This window comes from Pseudomonas sp. TWI923 (genome assembly GCF_039673365.1).
Lineage (GTDB): Bacteria > Pseudomonadota > Gammaproteobacteria > Pseudomonadales > Pseudomonadaceae > Aquipseudomonas > Aquipseudomonas sichuanensis.
Genome location: NZ_JBDJLM010000014.1, coordinates 1 through 16242 on the forward strand (window position 1 = coordinate 1; position 16242 = coordinate 16242).

Consider the following 16242-nt stretch of genomic DNA (forward strand, 5'->3'; position numbering starts at 1 on the left):
GCCTTGTGCCGCGAAAGGGCTGCGAAGCAGCCCCCGGCAATCTTCATCTCGGCGCAGAAATCTGGGGCCGCTTCGCAGCCCTTTCGCGGCACAAGGCCGCTCCTACAGGGCAGCGTTGGGTTAACGCATATGCAAAATGATCGGGCTGCTGCTGGCCGGGTCGGTATGTTCACGCAACTTGCCGACCGCCTTGGCGTCCACGGCGCCGCCCTGGTTGCCCCAGGTGGCGCGGGCAAAACTCAGCACCTCGGCAATCTCTCGGTCATTGAGCTGCTCGCGAAACGCCGGCATGCGGTAGGCATCCGGCACCCCGGCGGCGACGATGCGCTGCGAGCCGTTGAGGGTGATGTTGATCGCCGAGGCGTTTTCGCTGGCCAGCATCGAGGTGGCGCCCGCCAGCGGCGGCATCCACTCGGCCTGGCCCTGGCCATCCAGGCCATGGCAGCTGGCGCAGCGGGTCACGTAGGTGTGCGCGCCGGGCGCCTCCAGGCGGCTGGCGGCGGACACGGCCTGGTACTGCCAGGGCGCGCCGTCGCGCTGCGGGTCGCCCGGCAACGATTTCAGGTAGCGGGCGATGGCGGCCAGGTCATCGTCGGCCATGAACTGCGTGGAGTTGTTGAATGCCTCGGTCATCGAGCCGTACACCACGGCATGCTGGTTGCGCCCGGTCTTGAGGAACTGCACGATCTGCGCCTCGCTCCAGCGGCCCAGCCCGGTGTTGGGGTCCTGGCGCAGGCTCGGCGCGTACCAGCCGTCGAGCAGGGCGCCGGCGAGGAAGGGCATACCGGCCTCGTCCAGCGCCTTCTCGTTGAACGCCAGGCCGCGCGGGGTGTGGCAACTGCCGCAGTGGCCGGGGCCCTGGACGATATAGGCGCCACGGTTCCACAGCGCATCCTGCCCGGGTTTCTGTGCATAGGGCGTGTTCGGCGCGAACAGGCCGTTCCACAGGGCGATCGGCCAACGCAGGTTGAGCGGCCAGGGGATGCTACTGGCGATGTTGGCCTGGCTGGCCGGTTGCACGCCCTGCATGAAGAAGGCGTACAGCGCGCGCACGTCGTCGTCACTGAGCTTGGCGTAGGACGGGTAGGGCATGGCCGGGTACAGCCGGCGCCCGCCCGGTGCGACACCGTGGCGCACGGCGCGGTCGAAGTCGGCCAGGCTGTAGCCGCCGATGCCGTGCTGGCGATCGGGGGTGATGTTGGTGGCATGGATCGCCCCCAAGGGCGTTGCCATCTCCAGCCCGCCGGCGAACGGCGCCTGGCCGGGCAGGCTGTGGCAGGCCACGCAATCGCTGAGCCGGGCGACGTACTCGCCACGGCTGACCAGCGCCGCGTCCACTGGCGTATCGGTTGTGAAGGGCGAGGTAGGCTCGCGGGTGACGTACCAGGCCAGCAGGCCTGCCGCGACCAGGCACGGCAGGGCCAGCCAGCCCGCAGTTGTTGCGAAGCGACGGTTGTTCATGGGCGGTCCTGTCGGGTCAGCTGAAGCTGTAGCGGCTAAGGGGCAGGCTGCGGATGCGCTGGCCAGTCAACCGCGCCACCGCGTTGGCCACCGCAGGCGCTACCGCCGGCAGTGGCGGTTCGCCTATGCCGCCCATCTTCGCGCCGCTCTCGACGATGCGCACATGCACCCGGGCCATGCGCGAAGGCGGCAGGATCGGGTACAGGTCGTAGTTGCGCGCCCTCGGCATGCCGTCGAGCCACACCGCTTCCTCCACCAGTGCCTGCGACAGCCCCAGGGCTACCGCGCCATTGACCTGGGCCTCGATGATCGCCGGGTTGACGATGCTGCCCGGGTCGATGGCCTGCCAGATGTCGTGCACCTTCACCTGGCCGCCGTCGATCGACACCTCGGCGATCACCGCTGCCTCCGAGCCGAACGGCGAGGCCATGGCCACGCCCCGGGCGCGCTTGCTGCCGTCTTCGGCGGTGAACGGCCCGCGCTTCCAGCCGCCGGACAGTTCGCCCACCGCTTGCAGCAGATGGGTCAGGCGCGAATTGTCGCGCAGCAGGTGCAGGCGCAGCTCGAACGGGTCGTGGCCGCCCTTGTCGGCCAGTTCGTCAAGGAAGGCTTCATAGAAGAAGTCGTTCAACGAATTGCCCACCGAGCGCCAGTAACCGAGCATGGCCGGGCCTTTCACATACACCTGGGCAATGCGCTTGTTGGCGATGGCGTAGGCCTTGCCCGACAAGCCTTCGAGGGCGGTGGGGTCGAGTTTTTCGCCCTGCTGGCCGGCCAGGGCTTCGGTGGGGCCTTCGGTGGCGCTGACGGCCTCGATGGCCACCGGGAAGCCTTCGGCGTCCAGCCCGGCGCGGAACTTGACCGCAGCCACCGGACGCAGCACGTCGCGCAGGAACTCTTCCTCACGGGTCCAGATCAGTTTCACCGGGCGCCCGACCGCCTTGGCCAGGGCGATGGCCTGGGGGTAGGGGTTGGCCGAGTCGTAGAGGAAGTGCCGGCCGAAGAAACCGCCCAGCAACGGCGAATGCAGGGTGATCTGCGCAGCGTCGAGGCCGGTACGTTTGGCGATATCGTCGCGGAACATGTCCGGCGCCTGGTTGGGCAGCCACACCTCCAGGGTGCCGTCGGGGTTGAACCGCGCGGTGGCGGACGGTGGCTCGAGCTGGGCGTGGTTAAGGTACTGGTTGTGGTAACTGGCCTCGACCGTGGTCTTGGCGCTGGCCAGGGCGGCGGCCACATCGCCTTCATGCTCGTCATCGCGGGGCGTGCCGGGCTGTCTGGCCAGGTGTTCAAGCCAGGCGGCGCTGGAAAAGTCCGCCGGCATCGGCCGCACCTTGCTGTCGGCGCCGGGCGCCTGCCAGTCCACCTGCAAGGCTTCGACCGCCCGTTTGGCATGCCACCAGCGTTCGGCGACCACCGCCACCGCACCGGGCAACTGATGCACCGAGTGCACGCCCTTCATGGCCTTGACCTGGTCTTCATTGCGCAGGCTACCCACCGTCATGCCCAGGCGCGGCGCATGTTGCACGGCGGCGTGGAGCATGCCGTCGAGTTTGACGTCGATGCTGTAGACGGCCTTGCCGGTGGACTTGTCGTAGGCATCCAGGCGCCGCACCGGCTTGCCGATCCAGCGGAACTGGCTGGGGTCGCGCAGGGTGATGCCGGCCGGGTCCGGCACCGGCAGGTCCATGGCGCGGCTGGCCAGTTCGCCGTAGCCCAGCGAGCGGCCCGAGGCGGCATGGATCACCTTGCCCGGCTCGGTGCCGAGTTCGCTCACCGGCACCCCCCACTGCTCGGCGGCAGCCTGCATCAACATGGCCCGGGCCAGCGCACCGAGGCGGCGCATGGTCGGGTAGCTCATGCGCACCGACATGCTGCCGCCGGTAATGCGCATGCCGTTTTCCATCACCACATAGGCCTCGCCGGGCGGTGCGCTGTCGACCACGAAGTTGGCGGGGTCGGCGTCCAGCTCTTCGCCGACGATCTGCGCCATGGCGGTGAAGGTGCCCTGGCCGCCTTCCATGAACGGGCTGAGCAGGCGAATGCTGCCGTCCGGGCGGATTTCCAGGAACGCCGGCACCTGGGTGCCGCGCTCGGTAGTTGCCGCCGCAGCCTGTACCCGTGGCGCGCCCAGTGGCAGGCCGAAGCCGAGCACCAGGGCACCCACGGCGGTGCCGGCGAGGAAGCGGCGGCGCGACAGATTGACGGTTTCGCCCACGGGCAGCTTGAGCAAGTCTTCAGGGGTGTCGATGCGCGTACTCATCAGGCGTTCTCCCCTTGGGCCAGCGCATGCACGGCAGCATGGATGGCGTTGTAGGTGCCGCAGCGGCACAGGTTGACCATCGCCGCGTCGATCTGCGCATCGCTGGGTTTGGCGGTGTGCTTGAGCAGCGCGGTGGCCGCCATCACCTGGCCGGACTGGCAATAACCGCACTGCGCCACCTGGTGCTCGACCCAGGCCGCGACCACCCGCTTGCCGATGGCGTCGGCCTCGATCGCCTCGATGGTGGTCACCTCGCGGCCCACCACCCCGGCCACCGGCGTCACGCAGGCGCGCACCACGTTGCCGTCCACCAGCACCGAACAGGCGCCGCACTGGGCCAGGCCGCAGCCGTACTTGGTGCCGGTCAGGCCGAGATCGTCACGGATCACCCACAGCAGCGGGGTGTCGGCTTCGGCGTCAACCTGGTAGGTCTTCTGGTTGATTCGTAGTTCCATGATGGTGGGCTCCATGGCTCATCGTGCTGATCATCGGTTGATGTCGGATCGTTATGGGCAGGGTGGCGCAGCGAGGCGCCGCCTCTGTTGGCAACAGTTGTCAAACCTGAGCGAACTTTAGTCCTGGGGCGCCGGGTTTCCCATCCATGGGCCCGCAGGTTCAGAGGATCAGGCAAGCATTCCAGCGGATTGCGCTAGTGCGGCCACTGAACGGGCTTGCACGTCCACTGTAGGAGCGGCCTTGTGCCGCGAAAGGGTCGCGAAGCGGCCCCAGATTTAGCTACGCAACAAGAATCGCCGGGGCTGCTGCGCAGCCCTTTCGCGGCGCAAGGCCGCGCCTACAGGGGATGTGTGAGCCCGGCCACCCGTTCAGGACCGCTTGGTCGCAGCCTCGAACGCACGCAACAACTGCTCGGCCGAGTACGGCTTGTTCAACACCTCCACGCCGGGCTGCGCATCGTCGGCCAGCACCTGGCTGTAGCCGCTGGTCAGCACCAGCGCGATGTCGGGCCAGCGGCGCTTGATGGTGCGGGCCAGTTCCATGCCGCTGACCCCGGGCATGACCACATCCGACAGCACCAGGTCGATGCGCGGCTGGCCGGCTTCCAGCAGCGCCAGGGCGCTGATGCTGTCGTGGGCCAGGCTGGTGGCATAACCCAAGTCGGTCAGCAGGTTGGCGGTGAATTCACGTACCTGCAGGTTGTCCTCGACCACCAGGATGCGGCCCTTGGGCCTGGCCAGGGTGGCCTCGGGCGTCGCTGCCAGGTCGGGGGCGGGGGCGGCCACCGCGGGCAACGACACGGTGAAGGTGGTGCCCTGGCCGGGAGTGCTCTGCACGCTGATCGCACCACCGGATTGATGGACGAATCCGTACACTTGGGACAGCCCCAGCCCGGTGCCCTTGCCGACTTCCTTGGTGGTGTAGAACGGGTCGAAGATCCGCTCCAGGTCGGCGGCGGCGATGCCATGGCCGTCGTCGGTCACGGCGATGGTGACCTGGCCATCGGTGACTTGGATGGTGAGGGTGATGGTGCCTTGCCCCTGCATGGCATCGCGGGCATTGACCACCAGGTTGACCAGGGCGGTTTCGAACTGGTTCAGGTCCGCCTCGATGTAGCAGGGCTGCGCGGGGCCCTGCACCAGGACCTGCATGTGCGCGCCGACGATGCTGCGCAGCATTTCGGCGATCTGTTCGACCTGATGCAGCACCGCGAACACTTCCGGGCGCAGTGCCTGGCGGCGGGCGAAGGCCAGCAGTTGGCTGGTGAGCTTGGCGGCGCGGTCGGTGGTGTCGAGGATGGCGTCCAGGTAACGCTGCTGGCGCTCTGCGGGCAACGGCTTGCGGCGCATCAGCTCAGCGGCGTTGCGGATCACCGTCAGCAGGTTGTTGAAGTCGTGGGCCACCCCGCCGGTGAGCAGGCCGATGGCTTCGAGCTTCTGCATCTGGCGCATCTGCGCTTCGGCCGCCTGCAGGTCGCGAGAGCCGGTTTGCACCTGGACTTCCAGTGCTTGGTTGAAGGTGCGCAGTTGCTGCTCGGCGTCATGGCGGTCGTGCACGTCCACCGCGGTGCCGTACCAGCGCAGCAGGGCGCCGCTCTCAGGGTCGCGGTAGGGCTGGGCGCGCACCATGAACCAGCGGTAGCTGCCATCGTGGTGGCGCAGGCGGTGTTCGCTCTCGAACACCTGGCCGCTGGCGCGGGCCTGGGCAAAACCTTGCTCGGCGGCGGCGATGTCGTCGGGGTGCACGCAGGTTTCGGCATACCAGTGGAAAGCCTCTTGCTGGCCGGTTTCGCCGAAATAGTCGTGCCAGCGCTGGTTGAAGAATTCGAAGCGCCCGTTCTGGTCGGCCACCCAGACCAATTGCGGCACGGTGTCGGCGATGGTCTTGAATGCCGATTCGCTCTCGCGCAGGCGGGCCATCATTTCGTGCTGCTGGGTCACGTCCACCGCAGCGCCGAACCATTCGATGATCTCGCCGTGGTCGTCAAAGATCGGCACGGCCCGCGACAGGGTCCAGCCGAAGCGGCCGTCTGGCAGCCATACGCGGTGTTCCAGTTCGAAGATGGCCCGCTCGGCTATCGCCTTGGCGATGGCGGCGAGCACTTTGGGCCGGTCTTGCGGGGGGATGTAGGTTTCGATCCACTGCGGGTCGGGTTGTGTGGCGTCTTGCAGAAACCCCTCGCCGCTGAGTTGATGCATGGCCTGCCAGTCAGGGCTCATGCGATAGATCGCGGTGCTGCTCGCGGTCGCCAGCAAGCGCAAGCGCAGCTCGCTGTCCAGCAGCGCGCGGCCCAATGTGGGGACTGCCGGGGGTTCTGGTCGGCTGTTGGGCATGTGTAATGGTCCTGAAGTCTCGTGCGCCTGGCGGGCTCCTCAGGTGCGCGCGCCTGATGATCGAATGTTCAGATTAGCCGCTGCGCCCTGACCTTGCCGGGATCAGCGCAACACCTGCACCTGCAAAAAAGTGTCTGCGACATCCGATCCCCTGATGTGGCAAAAAATTCCCTGTGGGATCACGCGGGCCAGCGCCTTGGCGTTTCAGCCCAGCTCGCGTGACATCAACCAATGTTCCTCGCCCCAGGCCTCGAAGCGCTCCAGCAGGCGCCAACCGCGCTTTTGGTAATACGCCTGCTGATCGTGGGTATGCAGGTAAAGGGTCGTGATGCCGGTTGTGCGCGCCTGTTCGCAGATGCCGTCGATCAGTTGCTCGGCCAGGCCCTGGCCACGCGCCTGCGGGGTGACGAACACGCAGGCCAGCCAAGGGCCGAGGTCGGGGCGCTCGGGCAGGTCGTCAGTGGCCAGCGCGGCGCTGCCCAGCAGATGGTCGCCGTCGAGGGCGATCAGGCAGCGCCACTGGCCATTGTATTGGCCATCGGAGAATGCCTTTTGCCAGTCGGGCAGGGGCAGGTCGGCGAATTCGTAGTGGAACTGCTGGTGCAGCCATAGCGCCAGGGTGTCGCTGTGCTGCATGTGGTTTTCGAGCCAATCCAGGCGGAGCATGGGCATTCCTTTCAAGTGAGGCCTTGTTGCAGGCCAGGGGTACCGGCGCCGGGGCGCTCGCGTATGATGGCGCACTTTTTGGCACGTGCGCCAATGCCAGGCCTGTTACCCCACGCGAGTAAGGACACCTATATGCGCGAGCGCAAATCGGCACGGCTGCTGGTCATCAACCCGCAGCGACGGGTGCTGTTGTTCAGGTTCGTGCACACGCAAGGCGCGTTGGCCGGTGACGATTACTGGGCTACGCCGGGCGGCGGGCTGGAGGCGGGCGAGAGCTTCGAGGCAGCGGCCATTCGCGAGTTGCGTGAAGAGACCGGCATCGTCATCGATGCGGTGGGTGAGTCCATCGCCGAACGCCGCTTCCCGCTGGTGCTGCCGAGCGGCGAAGAGGTGCTGTCGGTGGAGCGCTATTTCATCGTGCAGGTGGTGCAAGGCGCGCTGTCCAACGCCGAGTGGACTGCAAACGAATGCGCGGTGATTGCCGACCATCGCTGGTGGTCGGCCGAGGAACTGCGGGCGACCACCGACACCGTATGGCCGCAATGGTTGGTTGGCAAACTGGAGGAAGAGGGCGTATTTGCTTGGGCGCCGGATCTTACGACAGCGCCGCAAATACCGACCCGGTAATCCGCTCGCTCAACAGCTCCAGTGCCCGCAGCCCCGCCAGCGAATTGCCCGCGGCATTGAGCGCCGGTGACCACACGCAGATGCTGTAGCGCCCCGGCACCACCGCGACGATGCCGCCGCCCACGCCGCTCTTGCCGGGCAAACCCACCCGGTAGGCAAAATTGCCGGCCTCGTCATACAGCCCGCTGGTGGCCATGATCGCGTTCACCTGCTGCGCCTGGCGCGCGCTCAGCACCTGCTCGCCGCTGTTGGGGCAATAGCCGTTGTTGGCCAGGAAGGCGAACCCACGCGCCACGTCGACGCAGCTCATCGACAGCGCGCAATGGTGGAAGTAACTGCGCAGCACCGCGTCGACATCGTTGTGGAAGTTGCCGAAGGCCTGCATCAGGTAGGCCATGGCCGCGTTGCGCGCGCGGTGCTGGTATTCCGACTCGGCCACCACGCTGTCGCTGACGATCTTCGGGTTGGCCGCCAGGCGGCGGACGAAGTCGCGCATCGACAGGGTCGGGGTGGCGTAGCGTGACTGGTTGATGTCGCAGATCACCAGGGCGCCGGCGTTGATGAACGGGTTGCGCGGGCGGCCTTTTTCCACCTCCAGCTGCACCAGCGAGTTGAACGCCTGCCCCGACGGCTCGTAGCCCAGCCGCGACCAGATGCCTTCGCCGCTGTGGTTGATCGCCTGGACCAGGCTGAACACCTTGGAGATGCTCTGGATCGAGAACGGCGTGTGCGCGTCACCCGCGCAGTGCAACTGGCCGTCCAGGCCCTGCACGGCGATGCCCAGCTGGCGCGGTTCGACCTGGGCGAGGGCGGGGATGTATTGCGCCACCTGGCCTTGTTCGAGCAGGGGGCGGACGTGGTCGAGGATCTCTTGCAGAAGTGCTTGCATCGGGGGACCTGGGGCGAAAGGGCAGCGCTTGCGGGAAGTCCTGATAGACGCAGGCCAGCGGCTTCGGAGCACATCGATTGCATCAAGCGCCGCCAGCCGCTAGAGTCTCGCCCCAGGCGTTCGCTGCGCCCGCGGTCCGCGCGAAGGGGTTGCCCAGGCACAGCACGATTTCTTTACATTCCAGCTCCCGGCTTGTCGGCGGACCGAGCCCCACAAGGAGTTGGCATGCCCGCCATTCATGCATCCCGCCATCACGGCCTGATTGACCTGCCCGCCTTGCGCAAGCGCGCCAAGCGCCTGCTGAAAACCCTGGATGACGAAACCTGCGCCCAACTACGCGCCCTTGGCTTGCTCGGGCCCGAGTACCGGCTGGCCGACACCCAGTGGCTGGTCGCCCGCGAAGCCGGTTTCCCCAGCTGGCCAAAGCTCAAGGCCCATGCCGATGCAGTCGATTTCGCTGCCCGCCACCCTGGTTTTGCCGCCGACGGCGAAGCGCAGGTGCAGCATTGGCGCTGCGGCAACGATATCGAGCACAGCCTGCGCATCGCCGGGTTTACCGGTGCCTTCCACATGTTCGACGACCCCATGGTCATGGGGCCGGTGCCGGCGTTGCCAGAGGCGGCTTACTGGCAGGTACGTACCGAGTATGTACTGCGGGCGTTCAAGCTCCCGGCGCAGGATATCGAACAGCGCCAGGCCAGGCAGCGCGCAGCATTGGCGCAGTTGAACAGCGACAGCGAAATGGTCCTCTGGTGCGAGGCGGACGCCTACGACCAGCTGTTCCTGATTCGCGTACTGGCCAGCTTGCCGTGCCTGCCGCGTCGCCTGGAACTGATCGAAACCTGCCAGGTTCCCGGCGTGCAGCACTTTGTCGGTATCGGCCAACTGGCCCCTGATGTACTGGCTTGGCTGTGGCCACAACGGCGCGTCCTCGGCGAGGACGCCTTGGCCCTGGCGCGGCAGGCCTGGGCCGCCTACACCGCACCAGACCCGCGCGCCTGGGCGCAGCTTGCCAGCCGCCCGCATGCGGCCCTGCCGCTGCTGCAGGGTGCGCTGGCGCGTCAGCTGCAGGAACTGCCCGGCGCCGAGGATGGCCTGAGCCTGACCGAGCGTTTGACCCTGCGCATTCTCGCGCGCCTGGGCGAGCAGCCGGCGGCGCGGGTGTTCGCCGAACTGATGGCGCACGAGGAGCCACTGCCTTACCTGGGGGACATGATGTTCGGCGTGCTGCTGCGCCCGTTGATCGACAGCCCACGGCCATTGCTGCTCGAAGGCGAGGGCGACAGCTGGCAACAACGTCCGTTACGCCTTACGGCGCTGGGTGAGCAGGTGCTGGGCAGGCAGGCCAACTGGCTTGACCAACAGCCGGCCGAGCGTTGGGTGGGCGGGGTGCGGATCGCTGCTGGCCAGGCGCCCTGGGTAGTGAATGAGGCAGGGCAGGTGTGGCGGCGATGAACACCTGAGTTCGCAGCGCCGCGCGTCGTCGCTTTTCAAGCGTCGACACCGCGGCAAAATGCGTCGCGCATAGCAAACGTTTTCCCCTTGCAGCAGTTGTGGTTACTGCGCTGCTACGCGACTCCTTGTATCCTTGCCCATGGCCAGGAATGCGCCTTGTGCCGTTGCCTGCAGGTAATGGCAGCCAGCTTGAGAATTCGGAATCTCCATCAGGTACTGACGTGAAGCGTGACATCCACCTCGTTGTGCTCTTGCTACTGGTTATTGGTTGTTCGCTGGCATCGCTGACTCTGTGGAAAGTCATGGCTTCCCGGGAGCGTGCGCTGGAGGAGGTGAACGTCCATGGGCTGAACCTGACCCAGGCCCTGTCGACCTATTCCGAAGGCATCGTGCGCCAGAGCTCGTTGCTGCTGCTTGGCCTGGTCGAGCGCCTGGAGACCGAAGGCAGCGGTCCGGCGCAGATCGAGCGGCTCAGAACCCTGGTGAGCCGTCAGCAGCCGCTGATGCCGCAGCTCAGCGGTGTCACCATCTACGACAACCAAGGCCGCTGGCTGATGTCGTCCAACCGGCCGATCCCGTCAGGTGCCAACAGCAGTGACCGGGCCTATTTCATCCATCACCGCGACGATCCTTCGCGCGAGCCCTTCATCGGCCTGCCGATCCGCAGCCGCTCCAACCAGGAGTGGGTGATCACCATCAGCCGCCGTTTTAATGACGCCGATGGCGCGTTTGCCGGGGTGGTGGCCGTGACGCTGGGGGTGCAGAACTTCCTGAGCCTGTTCGGCCAGATCGATGTCGGGCAGGAGGGCGCGATCGGCCTGTCCTATACCGACGGCTCGATGCTGGTGCGCTATCCCTTCCGTGAGCAGGACATGGGGCGCAACTTCGCCAAGTCGCCGATCTATGCCAAGTACCTGGTGGAGCAATCCGTGGGGACTGCGTCGTTCACCTCAAGCCTTGATGGCGTCGAGCGGTTGTATGCCTTTCGCAAGAACGACCGGCTGGGGCTGGTGACCACGGTCGCGGTGGGCAAGCACGAAGTGCTGGCGGCATGGAAGCTCGAAGCGCTGGTGTCGCTGTTGGTGGTGGCCGGCCTGCTGGGCCTGACGGGCGTCATCGGCTGGATGCTGATCCGCGATATCCGCCGCAGGACCGCCGTGGAGGGTGAACTGCGGGTCACCCAGCAACAGTTGCTGGACTCCAACCAGCAGCTCGAACGCCTGGCGATGAACGATGCCCTGACGGGCCTTGCCAACCGCCGCTGTTTCGATGAAACCCTGGCGCTGGAAGTACAGCGCGCCCAGCGCCAGGGCACGAGCCTGGCGTTGCTGATGATCGATATCGATTACTTCAAGTTGTACAACGACACCTACGGGCATGTTGCCGGCGACGCCTGCCTACGCGAAGTCAGCCACGTGCTGCAGGCCTGTGTCCGGCGCGCCGGTGACCTGGTGGCGCGCTATGGCGGCGAGGAAATTGGCGTCATCCTGCCCAACACCGAGCGCGATGGGGCAGAGGCGGTGGCACGGCATGTGCTCGAGCGGCTGAGCCAGCGAAACATCGAGCATCGCACCAGCCCCTTTGGGCAGGTTACCGTGAGCGTCGGCATTGCCTCGGTGCCGGGGGCGCAACTGCACAGCGGCCAGGCCTTGATCGACGGGGCTGACCAGGCGCTTTATGGCGCCAAGGGCGCCGGGCGCAACCAGCAGGCCTGTGCCTGACGCAGGCGAGCTGGACAGCATTTTCGGTATATGGTTGTATGTTGCAACTAATTGCTGGCGAGGCTGACAGATGAACATCGATCCTTCCCTGGTGGAGCAGATCCGTAGCGCTTCACGCATCATGGTTCGCGAGCTGGGCTTCATGGGCAACACCCTGGCGGGCACTGCCCATTCGCCCTCGGCGGTGCATGCGTTGCTGGAACTGGGCAACTGTGGCGCGTTGACGGCGGCGCAGTTGGTGCAGCTGCTGGGCCTGGAGAAGTCCAGCGTCAGCCGCATGGTCGCCAGGTTGATCGATGCCGAAGAGGTCGAAGAAGCCGCTGGCGAAGCAGACGGCCGTACCAAACGCCTCACCCTGACCGCCAAGGGCCAGCGCACGGTCGAGGCGATCCATGCCTTTGGCCAGGCCCAGGTCAGCAGCGCGCTTGCCGTACTTGATACCGCGCAACAGCAGGGCGTGGCGCAAGGGCTGCAAGCCTATGCCCAGGCGCTGCAGGCTCATCGCCTGGGCACCGAGACAAAGCCAGCCAGCGCGATCCAGATCAGTTCCGGTTACCGCCCCGGTCTGATCGGCCGTATTGCCGAAATGCATGGGGTGTACTACGCCCGGCACTCAGGCTTCGGGTCGTACTTCGAGCGCAAGGTCGCCACTGGCGTGGCCGAGTTCATCGGGCGCCTGGACGATCCGCGCAATGCTATCTGGGTGGCCAGCCAAGGGGAGCGCATCGTTGGCTCGGTGGCCATTGATGGGCAGGGCCATGGCGACAGCACCGCCCATCTGCGCTGGTTCATTCTGGACGACGGCTGCCGAGGTGCTGGCGCGGGCCGCCGCTTGCTTCACGAGGCCATGACGTTCTGCGACCGGCAGGGGTTCTCGGCCATCGAGCTCTGGACATTCAAGGGGCTGGACGCGGCGCGGCGCCTGTATGAGTCGTTCGGCTTCGAGCTTACCCACGAGGCGCCCGGTAATCAGTGGGGCGCGAAGGTCATCGAGCAGCAGTTCGTGCGGCGGGTGGGGCCGCGGTAGCCTGCCATTGCGCTCACTTGCCCTGAGCATCCGCGTCCGCAAGCCTGTGCTCAAGCGCATGCGCACGGTGCACTGGCCCGCTCTAGTACGGGGGCGAGCGTTTATCAGCAAGCTTCTGTAAGCTGCTGGCTCCACTCCCGCAGAGTCCTTGAAAATGGATGCCCACTCGATTCTTGCCTTCACCCTGGTCGCCGCGATCGCCATTGCCAGCCCTGGCCCCGCAACGCTGATGGCGATCAATAACAGCCTGGCTCACGGGCAACGCAGCGCGGTGTGGTCGTCGCTGGGCAACGCCAGTGGGCTGTTCTGCCTGTCGGCGGCGGCGATGCTGGGCCTCGGTGCATTGCTGGCCAGCTCCGAATGGCTGTTCAACGCGGTGAAGATCCTCGGTGCCGGCTACCTGTTCTACCTGGGCGCCAAGCAGTTGCTGAAGAAAAGCCCGATGCTGGTGGACGGCCTCGAGGACGGCGCGAAGAAGGCCAGCCCCACGCCCAGCAAACTGTACAAGTCGGCGTTCCTCACGGCGGTGACCAACCCCAAGGCGACCATGTTCTTCACTGCGCTGTTCCCGCAGTTCATCGACCAGGGCGCCGCGTTGCTGCCGCAGTTCCTGATCCTCACCAGCATCTTCATGGCGTTGTCGCTGGCGTCGCTGAGCCTGTATGCCGCGCTCGCCACCCGGGCCAAGGGCGTGCTGACCCGGCCGGCGCTGTCGCGCTGGGTGAGCCGAGTGGTGGGGACCACCTTCATTGGTTTTGGCGCGGCGATTTTGACCATGCGCCGGCAAGGGGTGTGAGGCAGGCGTCGGTGTAGCGCTCAGGCCACGGGCGTCGACACCGTGTTGACGCCCTCCAGCGTGGCAAAGGAAATGTCCTTGGCCGTGAGCAGGAAATCACTCATGTAGGGCACCTCGAGCATGTCGCTGCGAACCGCTGCGTAAAGCGTGGCGTGCAGACCTTGCTCGCCCAGGCGCTTGGCAAGCACATAACCGCGCAAAGTGTATTCATGCACTGCCCAGTTCGGCAGGCAGCAAACCCCACGGCCGCTGGCAACCAACTGCATCATCATGATCGTCATTTCTGCGGTGCGCACCTGGGCCGGCTCGATCTCGGCCGGTTCGATGAAGCGGGTGAAGATGTCCAGGCGGTTACGCTCGATCGGGTAGGTGATCAGGGTCTGGCTGGCGATGTCGGCAGGTTCCACATAGGGTTTTTCACGCAGGGCATGATGTTTGTCGATGGCCAGCATGGCCTCGTAGCCGAACAGCGGCACGTAGGTGATGCCGGGCAGGGGTATGGGGTCGGAGGTCACCACGAGGTCGAGGTCCCCCCGCTCCAGGGCCGGCAGTGGCGCGAACGACAGCCCCGATGCCAGGTCCAGTTCGACGTCTGGCCAGGCGCTGCGGAATTCGTCCAGCGAGGGCATCAGCCATTGGTAGCAGCTGTGGCATTCGATCGCGATGTGCAGCCGGTCGGCCGTGCCGCCAGCCAGTTTGCCCAGGTTGCGTTCCGTCGTGCGGATCAGGGGCAGTACCTGGTCGGCCAGTTGCAGCAGCTTGAGGCCGGCGGTGGTGAAGCGCACCGGCTTGGACTTGCGCACGAACACGGGCATGCCGAGGCGGTTTTCCAGCTCGCGGAATTGGTGCGACAGCGCCGACTGCGTGAGGTGCAGGCGCTCGGCGGCGTCGGGCAGGCTGTCCGTTTCGCGCAAGGCATGCAGTGTACGAAGGTGTCTCAAGTCGATCATGAGCAGAAGGCAAAGCCTCAAGCCGCGCCAGGCGCGGCGAGGTTGCAATAGTTTCCTTTGAAATACAGCAGGGGTTGCGTAGCCGAGGCTTCATGCAGCTTCAACGCTTTCACTTCACCGATGACGATCAGGTGATCGCCGGCCGCGTGTTCGGCGTGAATCTGGCAATCGAGCCAGTGCAGGCTGCCGGCGATGACCGGGTTGCCCAAAGGCGATGCCTGCCATTGGACGCCATGCCACTTGTCCGTGCCTTTGCGGGCGAACTGGTTGGAAATCCCGACCTGCTCACCCGACAGGATATTCACCGCAAAGCGACCCGCCTGGCGCATGCCGGGATAGCTGGCCGAGCTGGCCATCACGCTGAATGACACCAGTGGCGGGCTCATCGACACGCTATAGAACGACTGGCAGGTGAAGCCGAGCGGCTCGCCATCGATGAGCGAGGTGATGACCGTGATGCCGGAGGCGTAGTGCCCGAGCGCTTCGCGAAAGCGCGAGGGCTCGATGGCAGTGGTGGAAAGTGACATGGTGGGACCTGACGTTGACCTGCCCTTAATTGGCCAGGAGTTCTCTGCGGACGATTTCTGCGCCTGCGCTCAAGGCACTCAGCTTGCCGCGGGCGACCTGACGGGGCAGGGGGGCCATGCCACAGTTGGTGCAAGGGTAAAGCTTGTCGGCATCGACGAACTGAAGTGCCTTGCGCAGGGTATTGGCCACTTCCTCGGGCGTTTCAATGGCGTGGTTCGCCACGTCAATGGCGCCGACCATCACTTTCTTGCCGCGGATAAGCTCGATCAGGTCCATGGGGACGTGGGAGTTGTGGCATTCCAGCGAGATGATATCGATGCTGGATTCTTGCAGCTTGGGGAAGGCCTCTTCATATTGCCGCCACTCCGACCCCAGGGTCTTTTTCCAGTCGGTGTTGGCCTTGATGCCGTAGCCGTAGCAAATATGGACGGCGGTTTGACACTTGAGGCCTTCAATGGCCCTTTCCAGGGTGGCAACCCCCCAGTCATTGACCTCGTCGAAGAACACATTGAATGCCGGCTCATCGAACTGGATGATGTCAACGCCGGCAGCTTCCAGCTCCCTGGCTTCCTGGTTGAGAATCCTGGCGAATTCCCAGGCCAGTTTTTCGCGGCTTTTATAGTGGTTGTCATACAGCGTATCGATCATGGTCATGGGGCCTGGCAGCGCCCATTTGATCGGTTGCCCGGTTTGCTGACGCAGGAACTTGGCATCTTCGACAAACACTGGCTTTTGCCGCGCTACAGCACCCACCACTGTCGGTACGCTGGCGTCATAGCGATCACGGATGCGCACGGTTTCACGCTTCTCGAAATCAACGCCGCTCAGGTGCTCGATGAAGGTGGTTACAAAGTGCTGGCGGGTTTGCTCGCCGTCACTGACGATATCGATGCCGGCGTGTTGCTGCTCCTGCAATGACAGGCGCAAGGCATCCTGTTTACCTTCGATCAATGCCTGATCTTGCAGTTTCCAGGGTGACCAGAGTGTCTCGGGTTGTGCCAGCCAGGAGGGCTTGGGCAAACTACCTGCCGTCGAGGTGGGTAACAGCTTTTTCATGAAGATGGCCTTGT

At 65.5% G+C, this 16242-nt stretch carries 14 protein-coding genes; 5 read left to right on the plus strand and 9 right to left on the minus strand.

The genetic code is table 11. From position 1 onward, the window contains the following. Positions 1–120: 120 nt before the first annotated feature. The 5 genes from ABE459_RS08565 to ABE459_RS08585 all read right to left on the minus strand — a co-directional run bounded on the left by ABE459_RS08565 (position 121) and on the right by ABE459_RS08585 (position 7179). Positions 121–1461, minus strand: coding sequence for a cytochrome c (locus ABE459_RS08565; RefSeq protein ID WP_323831301.1), 1341 nt, complete (start codon positions 1459–1461; stop codon positions 121–123). A 16-nt stretch (positions 1462–1477) separates the two neighbouring features. Continuing rightward, entirely contained in the window at positions 1478–3724 is a 2247-nt protein-coding gene (locus ABE459_RS08570) for a molybdopterin cofactor-binding domain-containing protein (RefSeq protein WP_323831299.1), read from the minus strand. Continuing rightward, positions 3724–4179: a (2Fe-2S)-binding protein gene (locus tag ABE459_RS08575; protein ID WP_110993707.1), complete on the minus strand. Its 456-nt coding sequence runs from the start codon at positions 4177–4179 to the stop codon at positions 3724–3726. The genes ABE459_RS08570 and ABE459_RS08575 overlap by 1 nt, the downstream gene beginning before the upstream one ends. A gap of 369 nt (positions 4180–4548) precedes the next feature. Next, positions 4549–6513 carry a PAS domain-containing protein gene (locus ABE459_RS08580; protein ID WP_323831297.1) on the minus strand — a complete coding sequence of 655 codons (1965 nt, stop codon included), beginning with the start codon at positions 6511–6513 and terminating at the stop codon, positions 4549–4551. 204 nt (positions 6514–6717) lie between these two features. Next, positions 6718–7179, minus strand: a complete 462-nt coding sequence (locus ABE459_RS08585; RefSeq protein WP_125463557.1) for a GNAT family N-acetyltransferase — start codon at positions 7177–7179, stop codon at positions 6718–6720. A 132-nt stretch (positions 7180–7311) separates the two neighbouring features. Here ABE459_RS08585 and ABE459_RS08590 point away from each other — a divergent pair, with 132 nt between their 5' ends. Further along, a complete protein-coding gene (locus ABE459_RS08590; RefSeq protein ID WP_323831295.1) occupies positions 7312–7806 on the plus strand; it encodes an NUDIX domain-containing protein in 495 nt (164 codons plus the stop codon). On the opposite strand, the gene glsB is transcribed toward ABE459_RS08590, so the two are convergent. Further along, positions 7775–8695, minus strand: a complete 921-nt coding sequence (glsB, locus tag ABE459_RS08595; RefSeq protein ID WP_279847011.1) for a glutaminase B — start codon at positions 8693–8695, stop codon at positions 7775–7777. The genes ABE459_RS08590 and glsB overlap by 32 nt on opposite strands. 225 nt (positions 8696–8920) lie before the next feature. On the opposite strand from glsB, the gene ABE459_RS08600 reads away from it, so the two are divergent. From ABE459_RS08600 to ABE459_RS08615, 4 genes are all read left to right on the plus strand, one after another. Continuing rightward, positions 8921–10150: a DUF1835 domain-containing protein gene (locus ABE459_RS08600; protein ID WP_323831292.1), complete on the plus strand. Its 1230-nt coding sequence runs from the start codon at positions 8921–8923 to the stop codon at positions 10148–10150. A gap of 221 nt (positions 10151–10371) precedes the next feature. Further along, on the plus strand, positions 10372–11871 hold the full coding sequence (locus ABE459_RS08605) for a sensor domain-containing diguanylate cyclase (RefSeq protein WP_322359179.1): 1500 nt from the start codon (positions 10372–10374) through the stop codon (positions 11869–11871). Between the two features lie 70 nt (positions 11872–11941). After that, entirely contained in the window at positions 11942–12898 is a 957-nt protein-coding gene (locus ABE459_RS08610) for a helix-turn-helix domain-containing GNAT family N-acetyltransferase (protein WP_323831289.1), read from the plus strand. Between the two features lie 154 nt (positions 12899–13052). Further along, positions 13053–13694: a LysE family translocator gene (locus tag ABE459_RS08615; protein ID WP_125463564.1), complete on the plus strand. Its 642-nt coding sequence runs from the start codon at positions 13053–13055 to the stop codon at positions 13692–13694. Positions 13695–13714: 20 nt separating this feature from the next. Here ABE459_RS08615 and ABE459_RS08620 read toward each other — a convergent pair whose 3' ends face one another. Genes ABE459_RS08620 through ABE459_RS08630 form a run of 3 tightly spaced genes read right to left on the minus strand, consistent with a single transcriptional unit; the run spans position 13715 to position 16228 of the window. Then, positions 13715–14644 carry a LysR substrate-binding domain-containing protein gene (locus ABE459_RS08620; protein WP_323831287.1) on the minus strand — a complete coding sequence of 310 codons (930 nt, stop codon included), beginning with the start codon at positions 14642–14644 and terminating at the stop codon, positions 13715–13717. A gap of 17 nt (positions 14645–14661) precedes the next feature. Further along, positions 14662–15171, minus strand: coding sequence for a flavin reductase family protein (locus tag ABE459_RS08625; RefSeq protein ID WP_323831285.1), 510 nt, complete (start codon positions 15169–15171; stop codon positions 14662–14664). Between the two features lie 25 nt (positions 15172–15196). After that, on the minus strand, positions 15197–16228 hold the full coding sequence (locus ABE459_RS08630; RefSeq protein WP_323831283.1) for a methionine synthase: 1032 nt from the start codon (positions 16226–16228) through the stop codon (positions 15197–15199). Positions 16229–16242 lie beyond the last annotated feature (14 nt).

Coding starts and splice junctions, on each gene's coding strand:
- ABE459_RS08565 (WP_323831301.1), bottom strand. CDS start 1,461: ATGAACAACCGTCGCTTCGCAACAACTGCGGGCTGGCTGGCCCTGCCG.
- ABE459_RS08570 (WP_323831299.1), bottom strand. CDS start 3,724: ATGAGTACGCGCATCGACACCCCTGAAGACTTGCTCAAGCTGCCCGTG.
- ABE459_RS08575 (WP_110993707.1), bottom strand. CDS start 4,179: ATGGAACTACGAATCAACCAGAAGACCTACCAGGTTGACGCCGAAGCC.
- ABE459_RS08580 (WP_323831297.1), bottom strand. CDS start 6,513: ATGCCCAACAGCCGACCAGAACCCCCGGCAGTCCCCACATTGGGCCGC.
- ABE459_RS08585 (WP_125463557.1), bottom strand. CDS start 7,179: ATGCTCCGCCTGGATTGGCTCGAAAACCACATGCAGCACAGCGACACC.
- ABE459_RS08590 (WP_323831295.1), top strand. CDS start 7,312: ATGCGCGAGCGCAAATCGGCACGGCTGCTGGTCATCAACCCGCAGCGA.
- glsB (WP_279847011.1), bottom strand. CDS start 8,695: ATGCAAGCACTTCTGCAAGAGATCCTCGACCACGTCCGCCCCCTGCTC.
- ABE459_RS08600 (WP_323831292.1), top strand. CDS start 8,921: ATGCCCGCCATTCATGCATCCCGCCATCACGGCCTGATTGACCTGCCC.
- ABE459_RS08610 (WP_323831289.1), top strand. CDS start 11,942: ATGAACATCGATCCTTCCCTGGTGGAGCAGATCCGTAGCGCTTCACGC.
- ABE459_RS08615 (WP_125463564.1), top strand. CDS start 13,053: ATGGATGCCCACTCGATTCTTGCCTTCACCCTGGTCGCCGCGATCGCC.
- ABE459_RS08620 (WP_323831287.1), bottom strand. CDS start 14,644: ATGATCGACTTGAGACACCTTCGTACACTGCATGCCTTGCGCGAAACG.
- ABE459_RS08625 (WP_323831285.1), bottom strand. CDS start 15,171: ATGTCACTTTCCACCACTGCCATCGAGCCCTCGCGCTTTCGCGAAGCG.
- ABE459_RS08630 (WP_323831283.1), bottom strand. CDS start 16,228: ATGAAAAAGCTGTTACCCACCTCGACGGCAGGTAGTTTGCCCAAGCCC.